The 16,602-nt window shown below is 59.0% G+C and carries 16 protein-coding genes; 4 read left to right on the plus strand and 12 right to left on the minus strand.

Annotated elements, in window-relative coordinates; translation table 11 throughout:
• Positions 1–46: 46 nt before the first annotated feature.
• From AC2FLD_RS12385 to AC2FLD_RS12395, 3 genes are read right to left on the minus strand one after another with little or no spacing between them, the layout of a single operon-like run.
• Positions 47–658: a TorD/DmsD family molecular chaperone gene (locus AC2FLD_RS12385; protein ID WP_496672649.1), complete on the minus strand. Its 612-nt coding sequence runs from the start codon at positions 656–658 to the stop codon at positions 47–49.
• Positions 659–661: 3 nt separating this feature from the next.
• Entirely contained in the window at positions 662–1,252 is a 591-nt protein-coding gene (locus AC2FLD_RS12390; RefSeq protein WP_496672647.1) for a DUF3306 domain-containing protein, read from the minus strand.
• Positions 1,249–1,803: a DUF3305 domain-containing protein gene (locus tag AC2FLD_RS12395; protein WP_496672645.1), complete on the minus strand. Its 555-nt coding sequence runs from the start codon at positions 1,801–1,803 to the stop codon at positions 1,249–1,251. Before AC2FLD_RS12395 ends, AC2FLD_RS12390 begins: the two co-directional genes overlap by 4 nt.
• Positions 1,804–2,059: 256 nt before the next feature.
• Here AC2FLD_RS12395 and AC2FLD_RS12400 point away from each other — a divergent pair, with 256 nt between their 5' ends.
• Entirely contained in the window at positions 2,060–4,012 is a 1,953-nt protein-coding gene (locus AC2FLD_RS12400) for a 4Fe-4S binding protein (RefSeq protein ID WP_496672642.1), read from the plus strand.
• On the opposite strand, the gene AC2FLD_RS12405 is transcribed toward AC2FLD_RS12400, so the two are convergent.
• Positions 4,006–4,734: a c-type cytochrome gene (locus tag AC2FLD_RS12405; RefSeq protein ID WP_496672639.1), complete on the minus strand. Its 729-nt coding sequence runs from the start codon at positions 4,732–4,734 to the stop codon at positions 4,006–4,008. The two genes, AC2FLD_RS12400 and AC2FLD_RS12405, sit on opposite strands and share 7 nt — an antisense overlap.
• Positions 4,735–4,857: 123 nt before the next feature.
• Between AC2FLD_RS12405 and AC2FLD_RS12410 the strand changes: the two genes are divergently transcribed.
• Genes AC2FLD_RS12410 through AC2FLD_RS12420 form a run of 3 tightly spaced genes read left to right on the plus strand, consistent with a single transcriptional unit; the run spans position 4,858 to position 7,090 of the window.
• Positions 4,858–5,919, plus strand: a complete 1,062-nt coding sequence (locus AC2FLD_RS12410; protein WP_050603606.1) for an Mrp/NBP35 family ATP-binding protein — start codon at positions 4,858–4,860, stop codon at positions 5,917–5,919.
• Entirely contained in the window at positions 5,916–6,614 is a 699-nt protein-coding gene (locus AC2FLD_RS12415; protein ID WP_050603605.1) for a biotin/lipoate--protein ligase family protein, read from the plus strand. Before AC2FLD_RS12410 ends, AC2FLD_RS12415 begins: the two co-directional genes overlap by 4 nt.
• The gene (locus tag AC2FLD_RS12420) at positions 6,611–7,090 is read left to right on the plus strand and encodes a DUF6505 family protein (RefSeq protein ID WP_496672637.1); all 480 of its coding nucleotides are present in this window, start codon (positions 6,611–6,613) and stop codon (positions 7,088–7,090) included. Before AC2FLD_RS12415 ends, AC2FLD_RS12420 begins: the two co-directional genes overlap by 4 nt.
• Here AC2FLD_RS12420 and AC2FLD_RS12425 read toward each other — a convergent pair.
• From AC2FLD_RS12425 to acs, 8 genes are all read right to left on the minus strand, one after another.
• Complete coding sequence (locus AC2FLD_RS12425) at positions 7,087–7,587, minus strand: flavin reductase family protein (RefSeq protein ID WP_496672634.1); 501 nt, start codon at positions 7,585–7,587, stop codon at positions 7,087–7,089. The two genes, AC2FLD_RS12420 and AC2FLD_RS12425, sit on opposite strands and share 4 nt — an antisense overlap.
• Before the next feature lie 88 nt (positions 7,588–7,675).
• Positions 7,676–9,088 carry a 3'-5' exonuclease gene (locus AC2FLD_RS12430; RefSeq protein WP_496672631.1) on the minus strand — a complete coding sequence of 471 codons (1,413 nt, stop codon included), beginning with the start codon at positions 9,086–9,088 and terminating at the stop codon, positions 7,676–7,678.
• 2 nt (positions 9,089–9,090) lie between these two features.
• Positions 9,091–9,609 (minus strand): hypothetical protein, encoded by a 519-nt coding sequence (locus tag AC2FLD_RS12435; protein ID WP_050603601.1) that lies wholly within the window; start codon positions 9,607–9,609, stop codon positions 9,091–9,093.
• Between the two features lie 25 nt (positions 9,610–9,634).
• Positions 9,635–11,458 (minus strand): putative nucleotidyltransferase substrate binding domain-containing protein, encoded by a 1,824-nt coding sequence (locus tag AC2FLD_RS12440; protein ID WP_496672628.1) that lies wholly within the window; start codon positions 11,456–11,458, stop codon positions 9,635–9,637.
• Between the two features lie 108 nt (positions 11,459–11,566).
• The gene (locus AC2FLD_RS12445; RefSeq protein WP_050603599.1) at positions 11,567–13,351 is read right to left on the minus strand and encodes a sodium:solute symporter family protein; all 1,785 of its coding nucleotides are present in this window, start codon (positions 13,349–13,351) and stop codon (positions 11,567–11,569) included.
• Between the two features lie 15 nt (positions 13,352–13,366).
• Complete coding sequence (locus tag AC2FLD_RS12450) at positions 13,367–13,651, minus strand: DUF4212 domain-containing protein (protein ID WP_050603598.1); 285 nt, start codon at positions 13,649–13,651, stop codon at positions 13,367–13,369.
• Positions 13,652–13,830: 179 nt separating this feature from the next.
• Positions 13,831–14,514 carry an adenylate kinase gene (locus tag AC2FLD_RS12455; protein WP_050603597.1) on the minus strand — a complete coding sequence of 228 codons (684 nt, stop codon included), beginning with the start codon at positions 14,512–14,514 and terminating at the stop codon, positions 13,831–13,833.
• A gap of 7 nt (positions 14,515–14,521) precedes the next feature.
• Positions 14,522–16,486 (minus strand): acetate--CoA ligase, encoded by a 1,965-nt coding sequence (acs, locus tag AC2FLD_RS12460; RefSeq protein WP_496672626.1) that lies wholly within the window; start codon positions 16,484–16,486, stop codon positions 14,522–14,524.
• Positions 16,487–16,602: the final 116 nt, after the last annotated feature.

Consider the following 16,602-nt stretch of genomic DNA (forward strand, 5'->3'; position numbering starts at 1 on the left):
CAATTGCAGTGTAACGCCCGTTTGAGCGCTGGCGAATGACAGCGCATCACGCTGTCGTCATTCGGAAGGCTTCCCTCTCGATCTCCATGAACACGCGCCCGGCTGTGCCGACGGATGCATAAAGAACCGAGGTTTCGGCAGCTTCCAAATCAGAGTAAAAATGCGCGGCCCAGGGGCCGATATGCTTGTTCCAGAACGCCTTTTGGTCCTCGAGCGATGCAGTGGCGCCAAAACGTCCGACGATCAGGCCCGCCATCATTTCCATCAGCGAGGCGATGTTGTCTTCGGGCTCGAACACATTCTGCGCACGGGTGATCCCCCGGACGGCCATGTCATTGCGCAATTGCGCCAGAGGTTTTTCGTTCAGGAACCCCGTCAGATAAAAACTGGCATAAGGCAGCAACTCGCCACGACCCAGCCCAATGAACAGTGCGTTGAACTCACGCTCGGCGGCGGCGGGCTTGGTGACCTTGGCCACACGCGCCATTGCCTGAATGGCCTGACCCAGATCGGTGTCGTCTCCGCTCAGCCCCGCGATCTGTCCCAGAAGCAACTGATCGGGTGGGCCCGCCAAAAGCAAACCCAGAAAATTATAGAAATCCGCGCGCAGCCGATCCTCGGCCGAGATGTCCATATTTTGCGCGTTGCTTGCGGTCATCCGTTATCCTTCAAATTCAAATTTCATGCGGCGTGGCGCCGGGGTCATTTCCATCTCGTCTTCGACCTCGATTTCTGCCTCTGCCAGAGGCACCTCTGAGGCAGGGGGTGAGTCAATCTGAGGCTCTGGCTCCGTCTCCAGTTCAAGCGAGGGCTCAACTTCGAAGTCGCTCTCATCCTCTTGGGGGGCCTCCGCCGCCGCCAACGCTTCGACATGGGCCAGCATGCCCTTGCCAACCTGATACGCCGTCTGGAGGTTCTCGATCACACAGGCTGCGTCGGTATAGTCTTCGCCGTAGTCAACCAGTCCATCCACGTTGGCCAGAACCGGGTTCAGGCGCCACAACTGCCGCAATGCATGTCGACGCAGGCGATCAGGTACGGCCTTTGCCATAAAGCCCGACACATCATCGCCTGGTTGCAGCGTATCCGGGTCGGGCAGATCGAACTCGGCCAGTATCTCGGCATCACTCTTCTCTTGCAATTCGGCCTGCCGCGCCGCGACAGCTTGTTCTTCGACCGCAATCACTTCGGCTTCAGCTTCAGCTTGAACAGCAGCCTTTCGGCGGGACCAGAAATCGCGGGACTGGGTCATTGCAGCACCTTTCTGGGCGCGCGGTAGACGTCCGAGTCCTGACGGATACGAGCGTCGCCCTTGCCATCCTCGACCAAGTCGGTGCGTTTCTTGTCCCGGCGGCGCTTGATGAACACTTCGTGCTCATGATGCTTGAGCGTGAAGTCCCTCACCCAGGCAATCAGCCCTTCGGTCATGGGGATTTTCTCGACGATCTCTTCGCCGGTATCGGCATAGTCCTGCCCCTCAAAAGGTGAGGCCGTGACAAGTACCGCGTTCAGAGGAACATCCCCCTGCAATTCATCCCGCAACACCAGATAAAGCGATGGCTGACCGTCCGACAGATTAACCAGGTAAGCCTCGGTCTCATCTGCCCAAAGGGTCAGGGGCAGGGTGGCTGCGTGGTATTCAACCGCATCGCCTTCGCGACGCAGAACCTGCCAATCGGCAGGGCCTGCACCGGGCACGGCGGCCACTGCGCGCCAACTCCAACGGGCCCAACGTGTGACCCCGGGTGTCTTGCGCACGATGACGCCAACCGGCATTTCGATTTGGCTTGCGGCCTTGGCCACTGGTTCCTCCCTGTAAGGCTCTCCCGTGCCTTTCCATGAACACTATGGTACACAATCTGTCTTTGTGCCAAGCCTGCGCTCTTAGACTTTGGTCGTACGTCTTGGTCGCATCTTCGTGAGCGGGGCACAAAACACTTTGGTTTCCTGCCATTTTGCGCCCCAATGCAGCTTGGCACCCGGCGCTCTTCAGGGGGGTTGAAGTTGTCGGGCTGAGGATACAGCTTTTTGCACGGGATGGCTTCCCACGGGAGGGGACATGGGCACCAAAATACTGTTATGCGACTGCACCGGAACACAGGCGCTGGACCCGGAGAGGATCGAAAGCGCCTGCGGGATGACCTGTTCCAAGGTTCACACGTCCCTTTGCACGACCCAACTGCAATCCGCCGCCGACCTGATGCAAGATGGGGAAACCGTGATCGCCTGCCTGCAGGAACAGGAGGTTTTCCAGTCTCTGGCCGACGAACTGAATATCGACACGCCCGGCTTTTTCGACCTGCGCGACCGTGCGGGTTGGTCCGAACAGGGCGCAGATGCGGCACCCAAGATGGCGGCATTGGCGGCTGAGGCGTTGTTGCCGCAACCGGTCACGCCCAGCGTCGATGTCATAAGCGAGGGAACCTGTTTCATCATCGGCCCCGGTGCGGTGGGATTTGATCTGGCTGAGAAATTGGCGGGAACCTTGGCCGTGACTGTTCTTGCCACGGATCAGGCAGAGCCGACCTCGCGCGCTTTCGATGTGGTGCGCGGAAGGGTGAAGTCCGTGTCCGGGGCGCTGGGCGGTTTTTCCCTGCGTCTAGACGCTTTGCAGCAGGTTGTGCCGGGTGGGCGTGGCGCCTTCACCTGGACTGACCCTAAGGATGGTGCACATTCCGTCTGTGACATTATTCTCGACCTGACAGGGAGCACGCCTTTTGTACAGGCCCCAGCCAAGCGCGAGGGATATCTGAGGGCCGATCCAAGAGACGCGGTGGCTGTTGAGCGTCTGGCGTTTGAGGCTGCGCAACTTGTTGGAACCTTTGAAAAGCCCCTGTACGTGCGGTTGGAAGAAACACTCTGCGCGCATTCGCGGGCCGAACAGGTGGGCTGTTCCAACTGTCTGGATATTTGCCCAACCGGGGCGATTACACCAGCGGGAGAGCATGTGAGCATCGATCCGATGGTCTGCGCCGGATGTGGTGCGTGTGCTGCCCTATGCCCGTCAACCGCGATCACCTATGAGGACCCGAGTGTATCGGCGCTGTTGTCCCGGATGCATATCCTGGCGCGCACCTATCGACGTGCAGGAGGTTCTGCGCCTCGACTGCTGATCCATGATGCGCATGGGTCCGAGATGATCCGGCTGGCAGCACGCTTTGGTCGAGGTTTACCTTCGAATGTTATCCCGTTGGAACTAAATGTTATATCGGGCGTCGGTCACGCCGAGATGCTTGCCGCCTTGGCGCACGGATTTGCTCGTGCGGATGTGCTGCTTGCGCCCACGACCGAGCGGGACGCGCTGGATCGCGAGGTTGCACTGGCACACGCCATTGCCGGGTCAGACGGGATCGGCCTGATTGATGAGGTTGATCCCGATGCCATGTCTGATCTGCTCTATGGTCAAGACGTGCCGCAGCCCCTGGCTGATCCGGTTCTGCCACTGGGGAATCGCCGACAGATCGCGCGATTGGCTGCGCAGGCTCTGAACCCGCAGGCTGAGGCACCGTTGCCGCTGCCCGAAAATGCGCCTTATGGGGCGGTGGCGGTAAACGAGGACAGTTGCACCTTGTGTCTCAGCTGTGTGTCGTTGTGCCCGTCTGGTGCACTGATCGACAACCCGGACAAGCCGCAGCTGAACTTTCAGCAGGATGCCTGCCTGCAATGCGGGATGTGCAAGACGATCTGCCCGGAAGACGCGATCACTCTAGTCCCACAGCTTGATTTGAGTGATGCGGCCCTGTCGCAGCAAGTGCTCAATGAAGAGGAGCCCTTTGCTTGCGTTGAATGTGGTGCATTGTTTGGGGTGAAATCTACTGTGGAACGGATCATGGAGAAGCTTTCGGGCACGCACCCGATGTTTGCCACGTCGGATCAGGCACGAATGATCCAGATGTGTGACAATTGTCGGGTGAATACGCAGTTCCAACAGCAGGACAATCCGTTCCAGTCAAACCCCAAGCCTCGGGTCGTTACCACCGAAGACTATTATTCGGACAGAAAGGATCATTGAAACTGCAGCGGGGCACCAAGATCTGCCGCGTCGATGCGCGACACAAAGGCGAGGATCGCGTCAAGATCGTCCAGCGTGATCTCGACCGGGTGAATGGGAGACGGGCGTTCGGGGTCAAAAGGCGGTGTCAGCCCGTCTATTTGCGTAAACGCGGGGTGGGGGTTCAAGGCAAAGAACGCCTCGAACCGTTCAGACCAGTCGGGCATTGCGCGCAGCACTGGGAAAGAAGGCGTCGACCCCAGCCCGTTCATTCGGTTCTTCGGCCCGATCACATGGCACCGCCCGCAATGGGTCATCGACAGTTCCTCGCCAAGCACGGTATCGCCGTCGACGGTTTCGTCCGACTGAGTGACCGTCAGATCAAAGCTGGCGGTAAAGGGCGTGCCCTGCGCGGGCGCAAAACTCTCAACGGTGCGTTTGCCGATCTCCGAACGCAGCCAGTCGCGAAACCGGGCCTGCCGCTTATTGTCTTCGATGGTGAGGTGATAGATTACATCATTGCGGGCAAAGACCGGATCGCCGGGCGGGGCGGACTTCAGGACCATAACGCCTGTGTCATCCGCAATAACGCGAATCCCGGTCTTGAGAGAAAAGCGAGGAAGAATATGTTGCAACAGACCAGAGTCATTCACCTCGGCCGGGGCCGCAAGCCCAATAGCCTCTTGTGACCAAGAGGGGGTGGCAGAGAGCGTCAGGCTCAGGCACAAGAGGACAAAGCGCATGGCTCAGCCTAACGGGGCGGGGCGCGGTGCGTCAAATAAACTGAAAGAGACGGAGACACATGCAATGAGTGGCGAGTCGACACGCACGCCCCTGTCAGCAGGGCGCATCAAAGGGAACGAGGCATGAGTGTTCGTGATGCGGTTCTGGCGAACCTGAAAAAGATCACCGATCCGGTGTCCGGGCAAGATATTGTCAGCGCGGGCGTTGTGCGGGCACTGAACGTGGAAGGCGACACCGTGCGTTTTGTGCTGGAGATCGACCCAAAGCACGCCGAACAGATGGAGCCTGTACGGGCAACGGCCGAGAAGGCCGCGCAGATGGTTGACGGTGTGGCCAATGTCTCGGCCATGATGACTGCGCATTCCGAAAAGGCCCCGCCGGATTTGAAGCCGAAGCCCAAGCCATCGCAAACCGGGCCGCAGGCCGTTCCGGGTGTCGATCGGATCATAGCGGTCGCATCCGGTAAAGGTGGCGTCGGCAAATCCACCGTGTCCGCGAACCTTGCTTGCGCCTTGGCCGCCGAAGGTCGCCGTGTGGGTCTGCTGGACGCCGATGTTTACGGCCCGTCGCAGCCCCGGATGCTGGGTGTTTCCGGTCGTCCGGCCAGCCCGGACGGCAAGACCATCCTGCCGTTGCGCAATCACGGCGTGACCATGATGTCCATGGGGCTGATGACCAACGAAGGTCAGGCCGTTGTCTGGCGCGGACCCATGCTGATGGGCGCGCTGCAACAGATGATGGGTCAGGTTCAATGGGGCGCTTTGGACGTGTTGATCGTCGACCTTCCACCCGGCACCGGCGATGTGCAATTGACGCTGAGTCAGAAATTCCAGGTGGACGGTGCTATCGTCGTCTCAACCCCGCAGGATGTGGCCCTGATCGACGCCCGCAAGGGGATCGACATGTTCAACCAGCTCAAGACTCCGATCGTGGGAATGATTGAAAACATGTCGACCCACATCTGCTCGAACTGCGGGCACGAAGAGCATGTGTTTGGCCATGGCGGTGTCGCCTCCGAGGCTGAGACGCTGGGCGTACCGTTGTTGGGTGAGATTCCGCTGCATCTGGATATTCGTGTCGCTGCCGACGGGGGGGCGCCCATCGTGGTCAGCAAACCCGACAGCCCACAGGCCGAGTCGTTCCGCAAGATCGCACGCGACCTGATCTCGAACGGCTTCGCATGAGCCAGCCGGTCTTTCCCCCTTTGCTGACGGGCCACTCTGTTCAGGGTGGGGAAGACCCGTTCGACCGCGCGCAGGCTATGGCGGCACTGGGTTGTGACGCGGGAACGGTCGTCTACAACATTCAGGCCGACCGCCTGCGCGTTGCCATCGTCTTTGCGCCCGAGGTGCCGTTGCGGGACGCCATGGCGATGCTGCCCCTTTGCGCTGTGGGGTTTCAGAATGCGCTGGGCGCTCTGGCTCCGCCCGAGGTTGCCGTGCATCTCGGCTGGGACGGATTGATCTGCGTGAACGGCGCAAAATGTGGGAAGTTTCGAGTCGCCGCCTCGGACACCTCAGCCGAAGACGAGCCGGATTGGCTGATTGTTGGTTGGGAACTGGCGCTGTTGCAAACCAGCGAAGCGCCGGGTGCGAACCCGGACGTTACCGCGCTCTATGACGAAGGGTGCGCAGAGGTTTCCGCGACGCAACTGGTCGAAAGCTGGTCTCGTCACATGCTGACCTGGCTCAATCGATGGCAAGAGGAAGGCAACGCGCCGTTGCATACCGACTGGATGGCGCTTTTGCGCGGTGTTGGTGATCCGCTAACGGACGGCGGTGTGTTCCTTGGAACGGATGAGCGGTTCGGGATGCTGATCCGCGACGGTGCAGACACGCGCTTGCGCCCCCTGACCGAAGTGTTGGAGAACGGACGATGAAACTGGCCCGCGCAATCCATTTCGACGAAAGCGATATGAACGTGTTTCATTCCCCGGCCCGTACCGGAGAATGGTGTGTGTCCGGCGGGTTCGAGTTTTCGAACTGGAGCGATGCCGATCTTGAGGGTAAGGCGCGGCAGGCATTTGCAAATGGCTGGTTGGGTCTGGAGACCTTTGGTCGCGTCACATTTGTCGCCGTGACACAGATCGAGCCTGCAGAGAAGGATCGGATCACGCGCAATCTGGCCGAACATTTTGTACAATTCTACGGCGCGCCATCGGTCGAGGCCGCAATGGGCGTCGCACAATCCGAAATCGATCACATGTCTGACCTGTGCGAAGACCATGCCGCCAACACTTTGCTCACCGTAGCCCGTGAGTTGAGCGAGGCAGGTGTGCACGAAAGCTATCGAGTCATCAAGCCGCAGGACGCCCAGCTTGAGGCGCTTGCCGTGCATGGATCGCTGGACGATTAGATCAGGTCGACAAACCCACCGAACTGACCGCGCTTGAAGATCAAACCATTGCCAGTGCGGTACATTACCTGATCCACCTGACCGACAATAATCAGATGATCCCCGGCGTCGTGCCGCGCATGCAGGCGGCAATCAAACCGCGCCAGACATTGGGTCAATTGCGGGCGACCGGTCTTATCCTCAGTCCAATCTGCATGTGAGAAATCCGCACCGTCACGCGCAAACCGCAGCGCCTGATCCTGTTGATCCTGTGCCATCACATGAATCGAATAATGTTCACAGCTGCTGAAGGCATCGAAACGGTACGATTCCTTGGCCAGACACCACAACACCAGCGGCGGGTCCAATGAGACCGAGGCAAAGGAATTCACAGTGATCGCACGCGGCCCACCTTCGGTTTGTGTGGTGATCACGGTGACGCCAGTGCCAAAGCACCCCAGCGCCTCGCGAAAGGCGGGGCTTTGATCCGGCGTAGGGGTAAAGGTCTTTTGGGTCATTGCGCGCGTCTTCCTTGGCCGCGCATCTGGTGCCACGCGCGGCCCGGATTGTCCACGAAAAGCTGACTGTTGCCTGCAATTTAAACCGTCAGTTCAGGTCTTCCAGCAAACGCCCGTGTTTTCGGGTTTCCATTATGACCTCACCAAATGTTGTAAAGCCTCGCGCCTGTAGGATCGGCAGCATCTTGACCAACGCTTCAGCCGTGGCAACAGCATCGCCAAGTGCAGTGTGGCGCAGCGCCTCGGGGATGGTGATGTCCAACCTTTCGCAAAGGGCGTCCAGCGTATGCGTGTCGCTGGCCCCGAACAGGACGGCAGACAGAAGAACCGTGTCCAGGATCGGATGGTCCCATTCGACCTCCATCCTCGGCCCGTGACGGCGCAGGAACGCCATGTCGAAGGGCGCGTTATGCGCCACCATCACCGCATCGCGTGCAAATTGGTGAAACACGCGTCCGGCCTGGGTGATATCCGGCGCGCCCTGAACCATATGGTCGCTGACCTTGTGCACCCTGGTAGAGGCTGGGGGAATTGGAATGCCCGGATCCACCAGCATGTCCAGATGTTCGCCCTGTACGATCCTGCCGTTGAGGACGCGCACCGCGCCGATCTGAACGATTTCATCCTTGTGCGGCAGCAGCCCGGTTGTTTCGGTATCGAAGACCACGAAACACAGGTCAGACAGGGTGCGGTTCTCGAACGCGTCATCGCCCGGCGTGTCGAGCAACTCAAAATCGTAAACCAGCGGGCGCGCCTCATCAGGGGAAATCTGCGCAGCGCTGTCATCAAAGACCAGCATGTATCCAGGCGCCCCCCCCAGCGGTTTCATTCGGGCGGAATAGGTCTGCTTGCCGTCGATACTGGACAGGGTGCAATAGACGTCCTTGCCGGTTTTACTCAGTTTTGCGTAGGCGTCGGTCAGGCCGGTTGCCTCTATATACTCAAAAAGCGAGGCATTCAGGCGGGGGTGCGCGATCTGGGCCAAAACCTCGGCTGCTTGCCCGTCGTACAGCACGATCTGATGCTTGGGGCTGGCCAGCAGCATGGCGACCGGGATTTCCGTCAACAGAGCGGTGAGACGCTGTTTCTCGGCCGCGAGATGAGCGGTTTCCGTAGCTACGGCCTCGGCAGTTCGCATCGCGTTTGAAGCCACTTGTTCCGCCAGTCCAGCTGCGGCCGGGGCGAGATCCCCCAGATAGCGCGCCGCTTGCATGTCCAGATCCGTGCTGACCCCGGCATGCGCACGCGCGCGCAATTGGGCCGAGAGGCGCTCGATCGGTTTTGCAACATTGTCGTCAAACAGAAGCCAGACACCGGCGATCAGGGCTAGCAAGCCAAACCCGATCAGGATTTCGGCAAAAATGAAAGCGTCCAGTAGTTCGGGGTTCTCCGCGCGGGCATAGGTGATCCAAAGGGCGACTGCGCTGATCGCAACTCCCCCCAATGCCAGCAGGCAGAAGAACAGAAAAATCCTGAGTCTCAGACTTAATCCAGTGAGCATGATCAGACCCCGCAAGTGGTCTCGATGATGGAGTCTTTGCCCTCAGCGCGGTACCAGCTTGCGTTGATCAGGCGACCGTCGTCGGCAAATTCGGCTCCGTCTACAAGGTTGGCGCGACTGTTTTCCGCACAGTTGACGGCCACCGGCAAATGCGTGACTGGTGCCCAACGCCCAAACAGATACAGATCGACCAGCCGTTGATCGGGAACCTGATCATTGGTTCGGACCGATTGTGTGTCGATGGCCGAGAAACGGTCGACAAAGGGCACAGCATATGTCCAGGGTCGGTAGTAGGACTTGTTTTTAACTTCTTGAACAATTTCCATACTTTCCGGAAGAGTACCTACTGTGCGGTCATACCAGGAGTATTCGCTGGCGATGGTCATGCCGATCATGCCCAGACCTGCCGCAACCGGAGTGGTCCATTTTGGCAAGCGCCCACCGGTCAGCTTGTTCAGCACAAGCACGACGCCCGCAAACGCAAAGCCCGCAAAGATAGTGCCGATCAATTCCAGAAACATGTGGTCTCTCCGTTCTTGGGGGCATTTAGCCCAGCATACCCTTGCCGTGGCCAACCGCCGACTGCATCGTTTTTACCACAACAAACGCATCGCGCAGATGACTTCGCTCAAAGTCCGAGAGTTCGGACGGCGGCAGGTAGTTGTCTGGTTTTTCACCGGATTTGACCAGCCGAACCTGATGTTCCAGCCGGGTTTCGGCGATCAGGTCGTAAGCGTCCAGCAGATCCCGGGCGCCGGACGGGCTGAGGACACCGCTGGCCTCGGCTGCTTTCAGGCGGGCGCGGGTGTTGGCCTCGGTCAGTTCGCCCTGCAATGCGTAGATGCGCGCCAGATCGACAACAGGCACAACACCGTTGTGTTTCAGGTCCAGCGTGTTGCGATGTTCACCCGAGCGGATCGTGGCGAACCCGCGCAGCAGCCCCAGCGGGGGCGTGTGTTTCAACGAGTTGGAAATCATGTGCGCCACAAAGATCGAATTTGCTCGAGCCGCCGCCAGAGTGTCGGCTTGCAGGTCGGCAAACAACTCAAACGCGCCACCGATGGGGCGCAGGTCGAACATGACAGAGGCCAACATCTGCGCCTCGGGGTTTGGCTTGGCGATCCAGCCCTTGAAATAGTCGCGCCAGACTCGCACCGGCTGACACCAGCGCGGATTGGTCGCCATCATGTCGCCGGGGCAGTAGAAATATCCGCAAATGTCGAGCCCATCCGAGACGAATTTGGCCAACTTGGTGAAATAGGCCGTGTCTGCGTCAGTCACGCTGTCATCCAGCATCAGGCAATTGTCCTGATCAGATACGCCTGTTTGTTCCTGCCGCCCTTGCGAGCCGCACGCCAACCACAGATACGGAACCGGGGGCGAGCCCAGTTCAGCTTCAGCCAGGGCAAGAAGGCGGCGTGTGACCGTATCCGCGATATCGGTGATCAGACGGGTAACAATTTCATGCCGGTTTCCGCCTGCAACCAGCTGCACAAGAAGCTGCGGGATCTCTTCGGTGACGCGCGCCATCTCTTGGGCTGTGTTGGCTTGCGCAATACGACGCACCAGCTCGGCCGAGTTCACGGCCTGATAATGGGTCAGATCGGTCTGGGTGACGATCCCGACCAGACGACCGCCTTCGGAGATCGGGATATGGCCTATGCCACGCTCCATCATGATATGCAGCACATCCGACCCGATATCGCTGGGTGACAGGGTCACAGGATTTGCGGTCATGATCTCAGAGATCGGCGTGGTGGCTGGCAAGCCGTCTGCAACGTATTTGCCCGAGATATCCCGCAGGGTCGCAATGCCCTGCAAGCGATCTTCGTCGGTGATGCAGAGCGACGAGATATGTTTGTCACGCATGATCCTCGCGGCGTCCTGAACCGACGTGTCAGCGGGGCAGGTGGCCGGATTATGCGCCATCAATACGTCGATCGAGCTGGTAGCCAGGCTTTGCGGGCCGCTGCGGTCGCCACGTGTGCGGTCAAAGAACTTTGCCACCACATCGTGGTCATCGATCAAACTCCGCACCAGATCCGGCGGCAGAACCATCAGGACCGAAGGAGTATGCGCACGGGCCTTTGTGGCGGCCTTGCCGTCTTTCAGCAGGCCCCTCTCGCCAAAGGAATTGCGCAGACCCAGATGAGAGACGATGGCACCGTTCTCATCGGTAATCTCAACCTGTCCTTCATAGATCACGAACACCCCGGGCAACTTATGGCCCAGCTCATAGACCGAGGCATCTTCCTCGACCTCCCAGACTTCGATCTGTTTGACGATCTGATCGAGGGCGTCGGAAGGCAACGCGTCATAAGGGTGAACGGATTTCAGAAACCGGGCAATTTCATCATGGGACAGGGGCATGTGTTGTCTCCGGTGTTCTGGTGAAAAAATCCCGCCCAGTGGTGTGCCGGGCGGGAACAGTGGATCGAAAGACGCGGTCGAAGGCAAGAACCAACGACCGCATCAAGCTCACTTATTCTGAGCTGCGCCCGCACCACGGGGAATGCGTACGCTTTCGACCAGATCCTTGATCTCCTGCGGGGTCTCTTTGGTCATGCCCGCGACAACGTAGGCCACACCAAAGTTGATCATCGCACCGATTGCACCGAACGAGGTCGACTTGATCGGGCCCAGCAGTGGGTCAGCATCGGTGAACGAGTTGGTGCCCGGAATGAACAGCCAGCCCTTGTGCAGGAAGATGTAGACCAGAGTAACCGTCAGACCAGCCAGCATACCAGCAACCGCACCGGTGTTGTTGATGCGGGTCGAGAAGATCCCCATCATCAGCGCCGGGAAGATCGAGGCTGCCGCCAGACCAAAGGCAAGTGCCACGGTTTGCGCCGCAAAGCCCGGTGGGTTCAGACCCAGATAGGTTGCAACAACGATGGCTACGGCCATTGCGATACGAGCGGCCAGCAGTTCACCCTTTTCAGAGATTTGCGGGTTGATCGCACCTTTGACAAGGTCGTGGGACACTGCCGACGAGATCGCCAGCAACAGGCCCGCAGCGGTTGACAGAGCAGCCGCAAGACCACCAGCAGCGACCAAACCGATCACCCAACCCGGAAGGTTGGCAATCTCGGGGTTGGCCAGAACCAGGATGTCACGGTTGAATTTGGTCAACTCGTTACCGACCCAGCCTTTTTCTTCCGCGATAGCAGTCATGGCTTCGGACTTGTCGTTGTAGTACTGGATCTTGCCGTCGCCGTTCTTGTCTTCCCAGTCGAGCAGACCGGTTTTCTGCCACGTGGCCATCCAGTCGTAACGCGGATCGTTGTCGATCTCTTCGACCGAAACAGCGCCACCTTCGATGCCACCGTTGGGCCACATCATGTCACTGATGTTCAGACGCGCCATGGCACCAACCGCAGGGGCGGTCAGATACAGCAGCGCGATGAAGACCAGCGCCCAGCCAGCCGACCAACGTGCGTCAGATACTTTGGGAACGGTGAAGAAGCGCATGATCACGTGGGGCAGGCCCGCAGTACCGATCATCAGCGACAGGGTGAACAGCACCATGTTCAGCGTGTTCGAGTGGTGGGCTGTGTATTCGTTGAAGCCCAGCTCGGTCACGATCGCGTCCAGCTTGGTCAGCAGGGGCTCACCGCTGGCGGTGTCACCAAACAGACCCAGCGCCGGAACGGGAGTGCCAGTCAGCTGCAGCGAGATGAAGATCGCCGGGATAGTATAGGCGGTGATCAGCACGCAGTACTGAGCGACCTGAGTATAGGTCACGCCCTTCATTCCGCCAAACACCGCGTAGGCAAACACGACGCCCGCACCGATCAGCAGACCGGATGTGTTCGAAACCTCGAGGAAGCGGCCAAAGGCCACGCCCACACCGGTCATCTGACCGATCACGTAGGTTACCGAGGCAACAATCAGACAGATCACCGCAACGATACGTGCGGTCTGGCTGTAGAAGCGGTCGCCGATGAATTCCGACACGGTGTATTTACCGAACTTGCGCAGGTAGGGCGCAAGCAGCAGCGCCAGCAGCACGTAGCCACCGGTCCAACCCATCAGGAAGGTCGAGTTGTCATAGCCAGTAAAGGCGATGAGGCCGGCCATCGAGATGAACGAGGCCGCAGACATCCAGTCCGCCGCTGTTGCCATGCCGTTGGTGACCGGGTGAATGCCGCGACCGGCGGCGTAGAATTCAGATGTGGAACCCGCTCGGGCCCAGATCGCGATGCCGATGTATAACGCGAAAGACGCGCCAACAAACAGCAGGTTGATGGTAAACTGATCCATAATCCCCGCTCTCCCTTATTCTTCGTCTACGCCGAATTCGGCGTCCAGCTTGTTCATGCGCCAGGCGTAGTTGAAGATCAGCACCAAAAAGACCAGGATCGATCCCTGTTGTGCGAACCAAAAGCCCAGATCGGTTCCGCCGACGGCGATACCCGACAGCAACGGACGCAGCAGAATGCCGAATCCAAACGACACCAGCGCCCAGATGACGAGGCTGATGTAGATAAGGCGCAGGTTGGCCTGCCAATAGCCCTTATCGGACTCGGCAGTCTGCGCGGAGTTTGTTGAATGATCCGCCATTGCGGGTTCCTCCTTCGCTTCCTCGTTGGGCGGCCCGAGCCCAATTCCTCCAGTGACGCGGACCGCTTCTCGATTGTACCAAACGCCCCGTGACGCCCGGCAATACTTCTCTGTTCCGCCACGGCGGTTCATTGAAGAATTCTGTTTTGGATCAAAGCCTTACGGCTTATCTCCTCCCCTTACTTCATCGCGCGACCGACGATTTCCTCCAGATCGCGCGCGATGTCTTCAATCTTGCCCATGGCGTTGGTGCGCTGCAGCACGCCATGGCCTTCGTAATAGGTGATCAGCGGCGCGGTCTGCGCGTGATAGGCCGCCAGCCGCGATGCTACGGTTTCGGCATTGTCATCCGCGCGGCGCTTGAATTCGGTGTGGCCACACTTGTCGCATTTGCCATCTTCGGCAGGCTTTTTGAACGTATCGTGATACCCTTCACCACACCCGGCGCAGGTGTAGCGGCCCGAGATGCGGACAACCATTTCGGCGTCTTCAACTTCAAGGCTAATCGCGGCGTTGATCTTCTGATTGTTCGACTCCAGAAGATCGTCCAGTGCCTCGGCCTGGACCGTTGTGCGGGGAAAGCCATCAAGAATGACACCTTTTGCACAGTCAGGCTGAGCCATGCGGTCACGCAGAATGGCGATGACGATGTCGTCACTAACCAGGTCGCCCGCTTCCATGACGGCTTTGGCAGCAAGACCTGCTTCTGTCCCTGCCGCGACAGCCTCGCGCAGCAGGTCGCCGGTGCTCAGCTGAATCAGCCCGAACTTCTCTTCCAGCATACGGGCCTGTGTACCCTTCCCGGCGCCCGGAGGGCCGAGAAGGATGAGAACGGCGGGTGTGGTGATCGTGGCAGCGTCCATCACATCCTCACTTGCTCGCACGGTTTTTGATCAGGTCTTCGACAACCGACGGATCGGCCAGTGTCGAAGTGTCACCCAAGCTGCCAAAGTCATTCTCGGCAATCTTGCGCAGGATCCGGCGCATGATCTTGCCCGAGCGTGTCTTGGGCAATCCAGGGGCCCACTGGATTACATCCGGCGAGGCAATCGGGCCGATTTCTGTCCGGACCCATGTACGCAGCTCTTTCAGCAGCTCGTCCGAAGGCTCACGATCATTCATCAAAGTGACATAGCAGTAGATGCCTTGCCCTTTGATCTCATGAGGATAGCCCACAACGGCGGCCTCAGCGACAGCGGCATGAGCCACCAGAGCGCTTTCCACCTCGGCCGTACCCATACGGTGGCCGGACACATTGATCACGTCATCGACGCGACCCGTAATCCAATAATCGCCACCTTCATCGCGACGGCAGCCGTCACCTGTGAAGTAGTAGCCTTTGTAATCCGAGAAATAGGTTTTCTCGAACCGCTCATGATCGCCCCAAACGGTGCGCATCTGGCCGGGCCAACTGTCCTTGATGCAAAGAACGCCTTCGACGCCGTTGCCTTCGATTTCTACACCGGACTGCGGGTCCAGAACCACTGGTTCAATGCCGAAGAATGGCTTCATGGCCGATCCGGGTTTCATCGCATGAGCACCAGGCAGGGGCGTCATCAGATGACCGCCGGTTTCCGTCTGCCACCAGGTATCAACGATAGGACAGCGCCCGCCACCGACAACTTCGTTGTACCAGTTCCAGGCCTCGGGGTTGATCGGCTCACCCACGGTGCCCAGCACCTTGAGATCGCTCAGATCGCACCTCTCAACCCACTCGTTGCCTTGCCCCATCAAGGCGCGCAAAGCGGTTGGGGCGGTATAGAATTGGTTCACCTTGTGCTTTTCGCACACCTGCCAGAAGCGGCTTGCATCAGGGTAGGTCGGTACGCCCTCGAACATCAGGGTCGTCGCGCCATTGGCCAGAGGGCCATAGACGATATAGCTGTGGCCCGTGACCCAGCCCACATCCGCCGTGCACCAATACACGTCGCCTTCGTGATAATCGAAAACGATCTCATGCGTCAGTGCGGCATAGACCAGATAACCGCCAGTGGTATGTACAACGCCTTTCGGTTGACCAGTCGAGCCAGAGGTATAAAGAATGAACAGGGGATCTTCCGCGTTCATCTCGGCGGGTGCGCAGTAGTCATCCGCCTCAAGCGCCATTTCATTATAGTCGTAATCGCGACCGTCGATCCATGTGGTCTGACCACCGGTGCGCTTGACGACCAGGCATTTCACCGAGTCTTTGCAGTGAAGCAGGGCGGCATCGGCGTTGGATTTCAGCGGAGTTTTGCGACCGCCACGAGGCGCTTCGTCTGCCGTGATCACCACCTTGGCGTCGCAACCGTTGACACGTGCCGCCAGAGCGTCGGGCGAGAAGCCTGCGAAAACGATGGAATGAATTGCACCGATCCGCGCGCAGGCCAGCATGGCATAGGCGGCCTCGGGGATCATTGGCAGATAGATGACAACGCGGTCGCCCTTCCGCACACCCAGCGTTTCCAGGATATTGGCCATCCGGCACGTGCGGCGGTGCAGTTCGGCGTAAGAGATATGTTGGGCCGGGTCGTTTGGATCATCGGGTTCCCAGATGATCGCAGTTTGGTCGCCACGGGTTTTCAGGTGACGATCCAGACAGTTGGCCGAGACATTCAACGTGCCATCGGCATACCAGTTGATCTTGACCGAGCCGAAGTCGTAATTGACGTCCTTTACCTTCGAGAACGGTTTGATCCAGTCGACGCGCTTGCCTTGCTCGCCCCAGAACGTGTCCGGGTCAGAGGTTGAGGCGGCATACATGTCGGAATATTTTGCGGCATCGACATGCGCACGGGCGACGGTTTCTGCGGATGGCGGATATGTCTTGGCATCTGCCTGGGCAGCGGTGGTCATCTTTGAGGCTCCTCCCTCTGGACTGGATTACGTTAGGTCGTTTTTGCCTGATTGTTTGGCAAAGTCGATCCTGTTCCTCCCCGATCAGAGTATTACCGGGTTCAGAAAATAAATAA

This window comes from Ruegeria sp. CDSA021, from assembly GCF_059612325.1.

Excerpts from the sequence above, each read along its gene's own strand:
- AC2FLD_RS12435 (WP_050603601.1), bottom strand. The coding sequence starts at position 9,609 with ATGTTTCTGGAATTGATCGGCACTATCTTTGCGGGCTTTGCGTTTGCG.
- AC2FLD_RS12440 (WP_496672628.1), bottom strand. The coding sequence starts at position 11,458 with ATGCCCCTGTCCCATGATGAAATTGCCCGGTTTCTGAAATCCGTTCAC.
- AC2FLD_RS12410 (WP_050603606.1), top strand. The coding sequence starts at position 4,858 with ATGAGTGTTCGTGATGCGGTTCTGGCGAACCTGAAAAAGATCACCGAT.
- AC2FLD_RS12425 (WP_496672634.1), bottom strand. The coding sequence starts at position 7,587 with ATGACCCAAAAGACCTTTACCCCTACGCCGGATCAAAGCCCCGCCTTT.
- acs (WP_496672626.1), bottom strand. The coding sequence starts at position 16,486 with ATGACCACCGCTGCCCAGGCAGATGCCAAGACATATCCGCCATCCGCA.
- AC2FLD_RS12405 (WP_496672639.1), bottom strand. The coding sequence starts at position 4,734 with ATGCGCTTTGTCCTCTTGTGCCTGAGCCTGACGCTCTCTGCCACCCCC.
- AC2FLD_RS12455 (WP_050603597.1), bottom strand. The coding sequence starts at position 14,514 with ATGGACGCTGCCACGATCACCACACCCGCCGTTCTCATCCTTCTCGGC.
- AC2FLD_RS12450 (WP_050603598.1), bottom strand. The coding sequence starts at position 13,651 with ATGGCGGATCATTCAACAAACTCCGCGCAGACTGCCGAGTCCGATAAG.
- AC2FLD_RS12400 (WP_496672642.1), top strand. The coding sequence starts at position 2,060 with ATGGGCACCAAAATACTGTTATGCGACTGCACCGGAACACAGGCGCTG.
- AC2FLD_RS12420 (WP_496672637.1), top strand. The coding sequence starts at position 6,611 with ATGAAACTGGCCCGCGCAATCCATTTCGACGAAAGCGATATGAACGTG.
- AC2FLD_RS12390 (WP_496672647.1), bottom strand. The coding sequence starts at position 1,252 with ATGACCCAGTCCCGCGATTTCTGGTCCCGCCGAAAGGCTGCTGTTCAA.
- AC2FLD_RS12415 (WP_050603605.1), top strand. The coding sequence starts at position 5,916 with ATGAGCCAGCCGGTCTTTCCCCCTTTGCTGACGGGCCACTCTGTTCAG.
- AC2FLD_RS12430 (WP_496672631.1), bottom strand. The coding sequence starts at position 9,088 with ATGCTCACTGGATTAAGTCTGAGACTCAGGATTTTTCTGTTCTTCTGC.
- AC2FLD_RS12385 (WP_496672649.1), bottom strand. The coding sequence starts at position 658 with ATGACCGCAAGCAACGCGCAAAATATGGACATCTCGGCCGAGGATCGG.
- AC2FLD_RS12445 (WP_050603599.1), bottom strand. The coding sequence starts at position 13,351 with ATGGATCAGTTTACCATCAACCTGCTGTTTGTTGGCGCGTCTTTCGCG.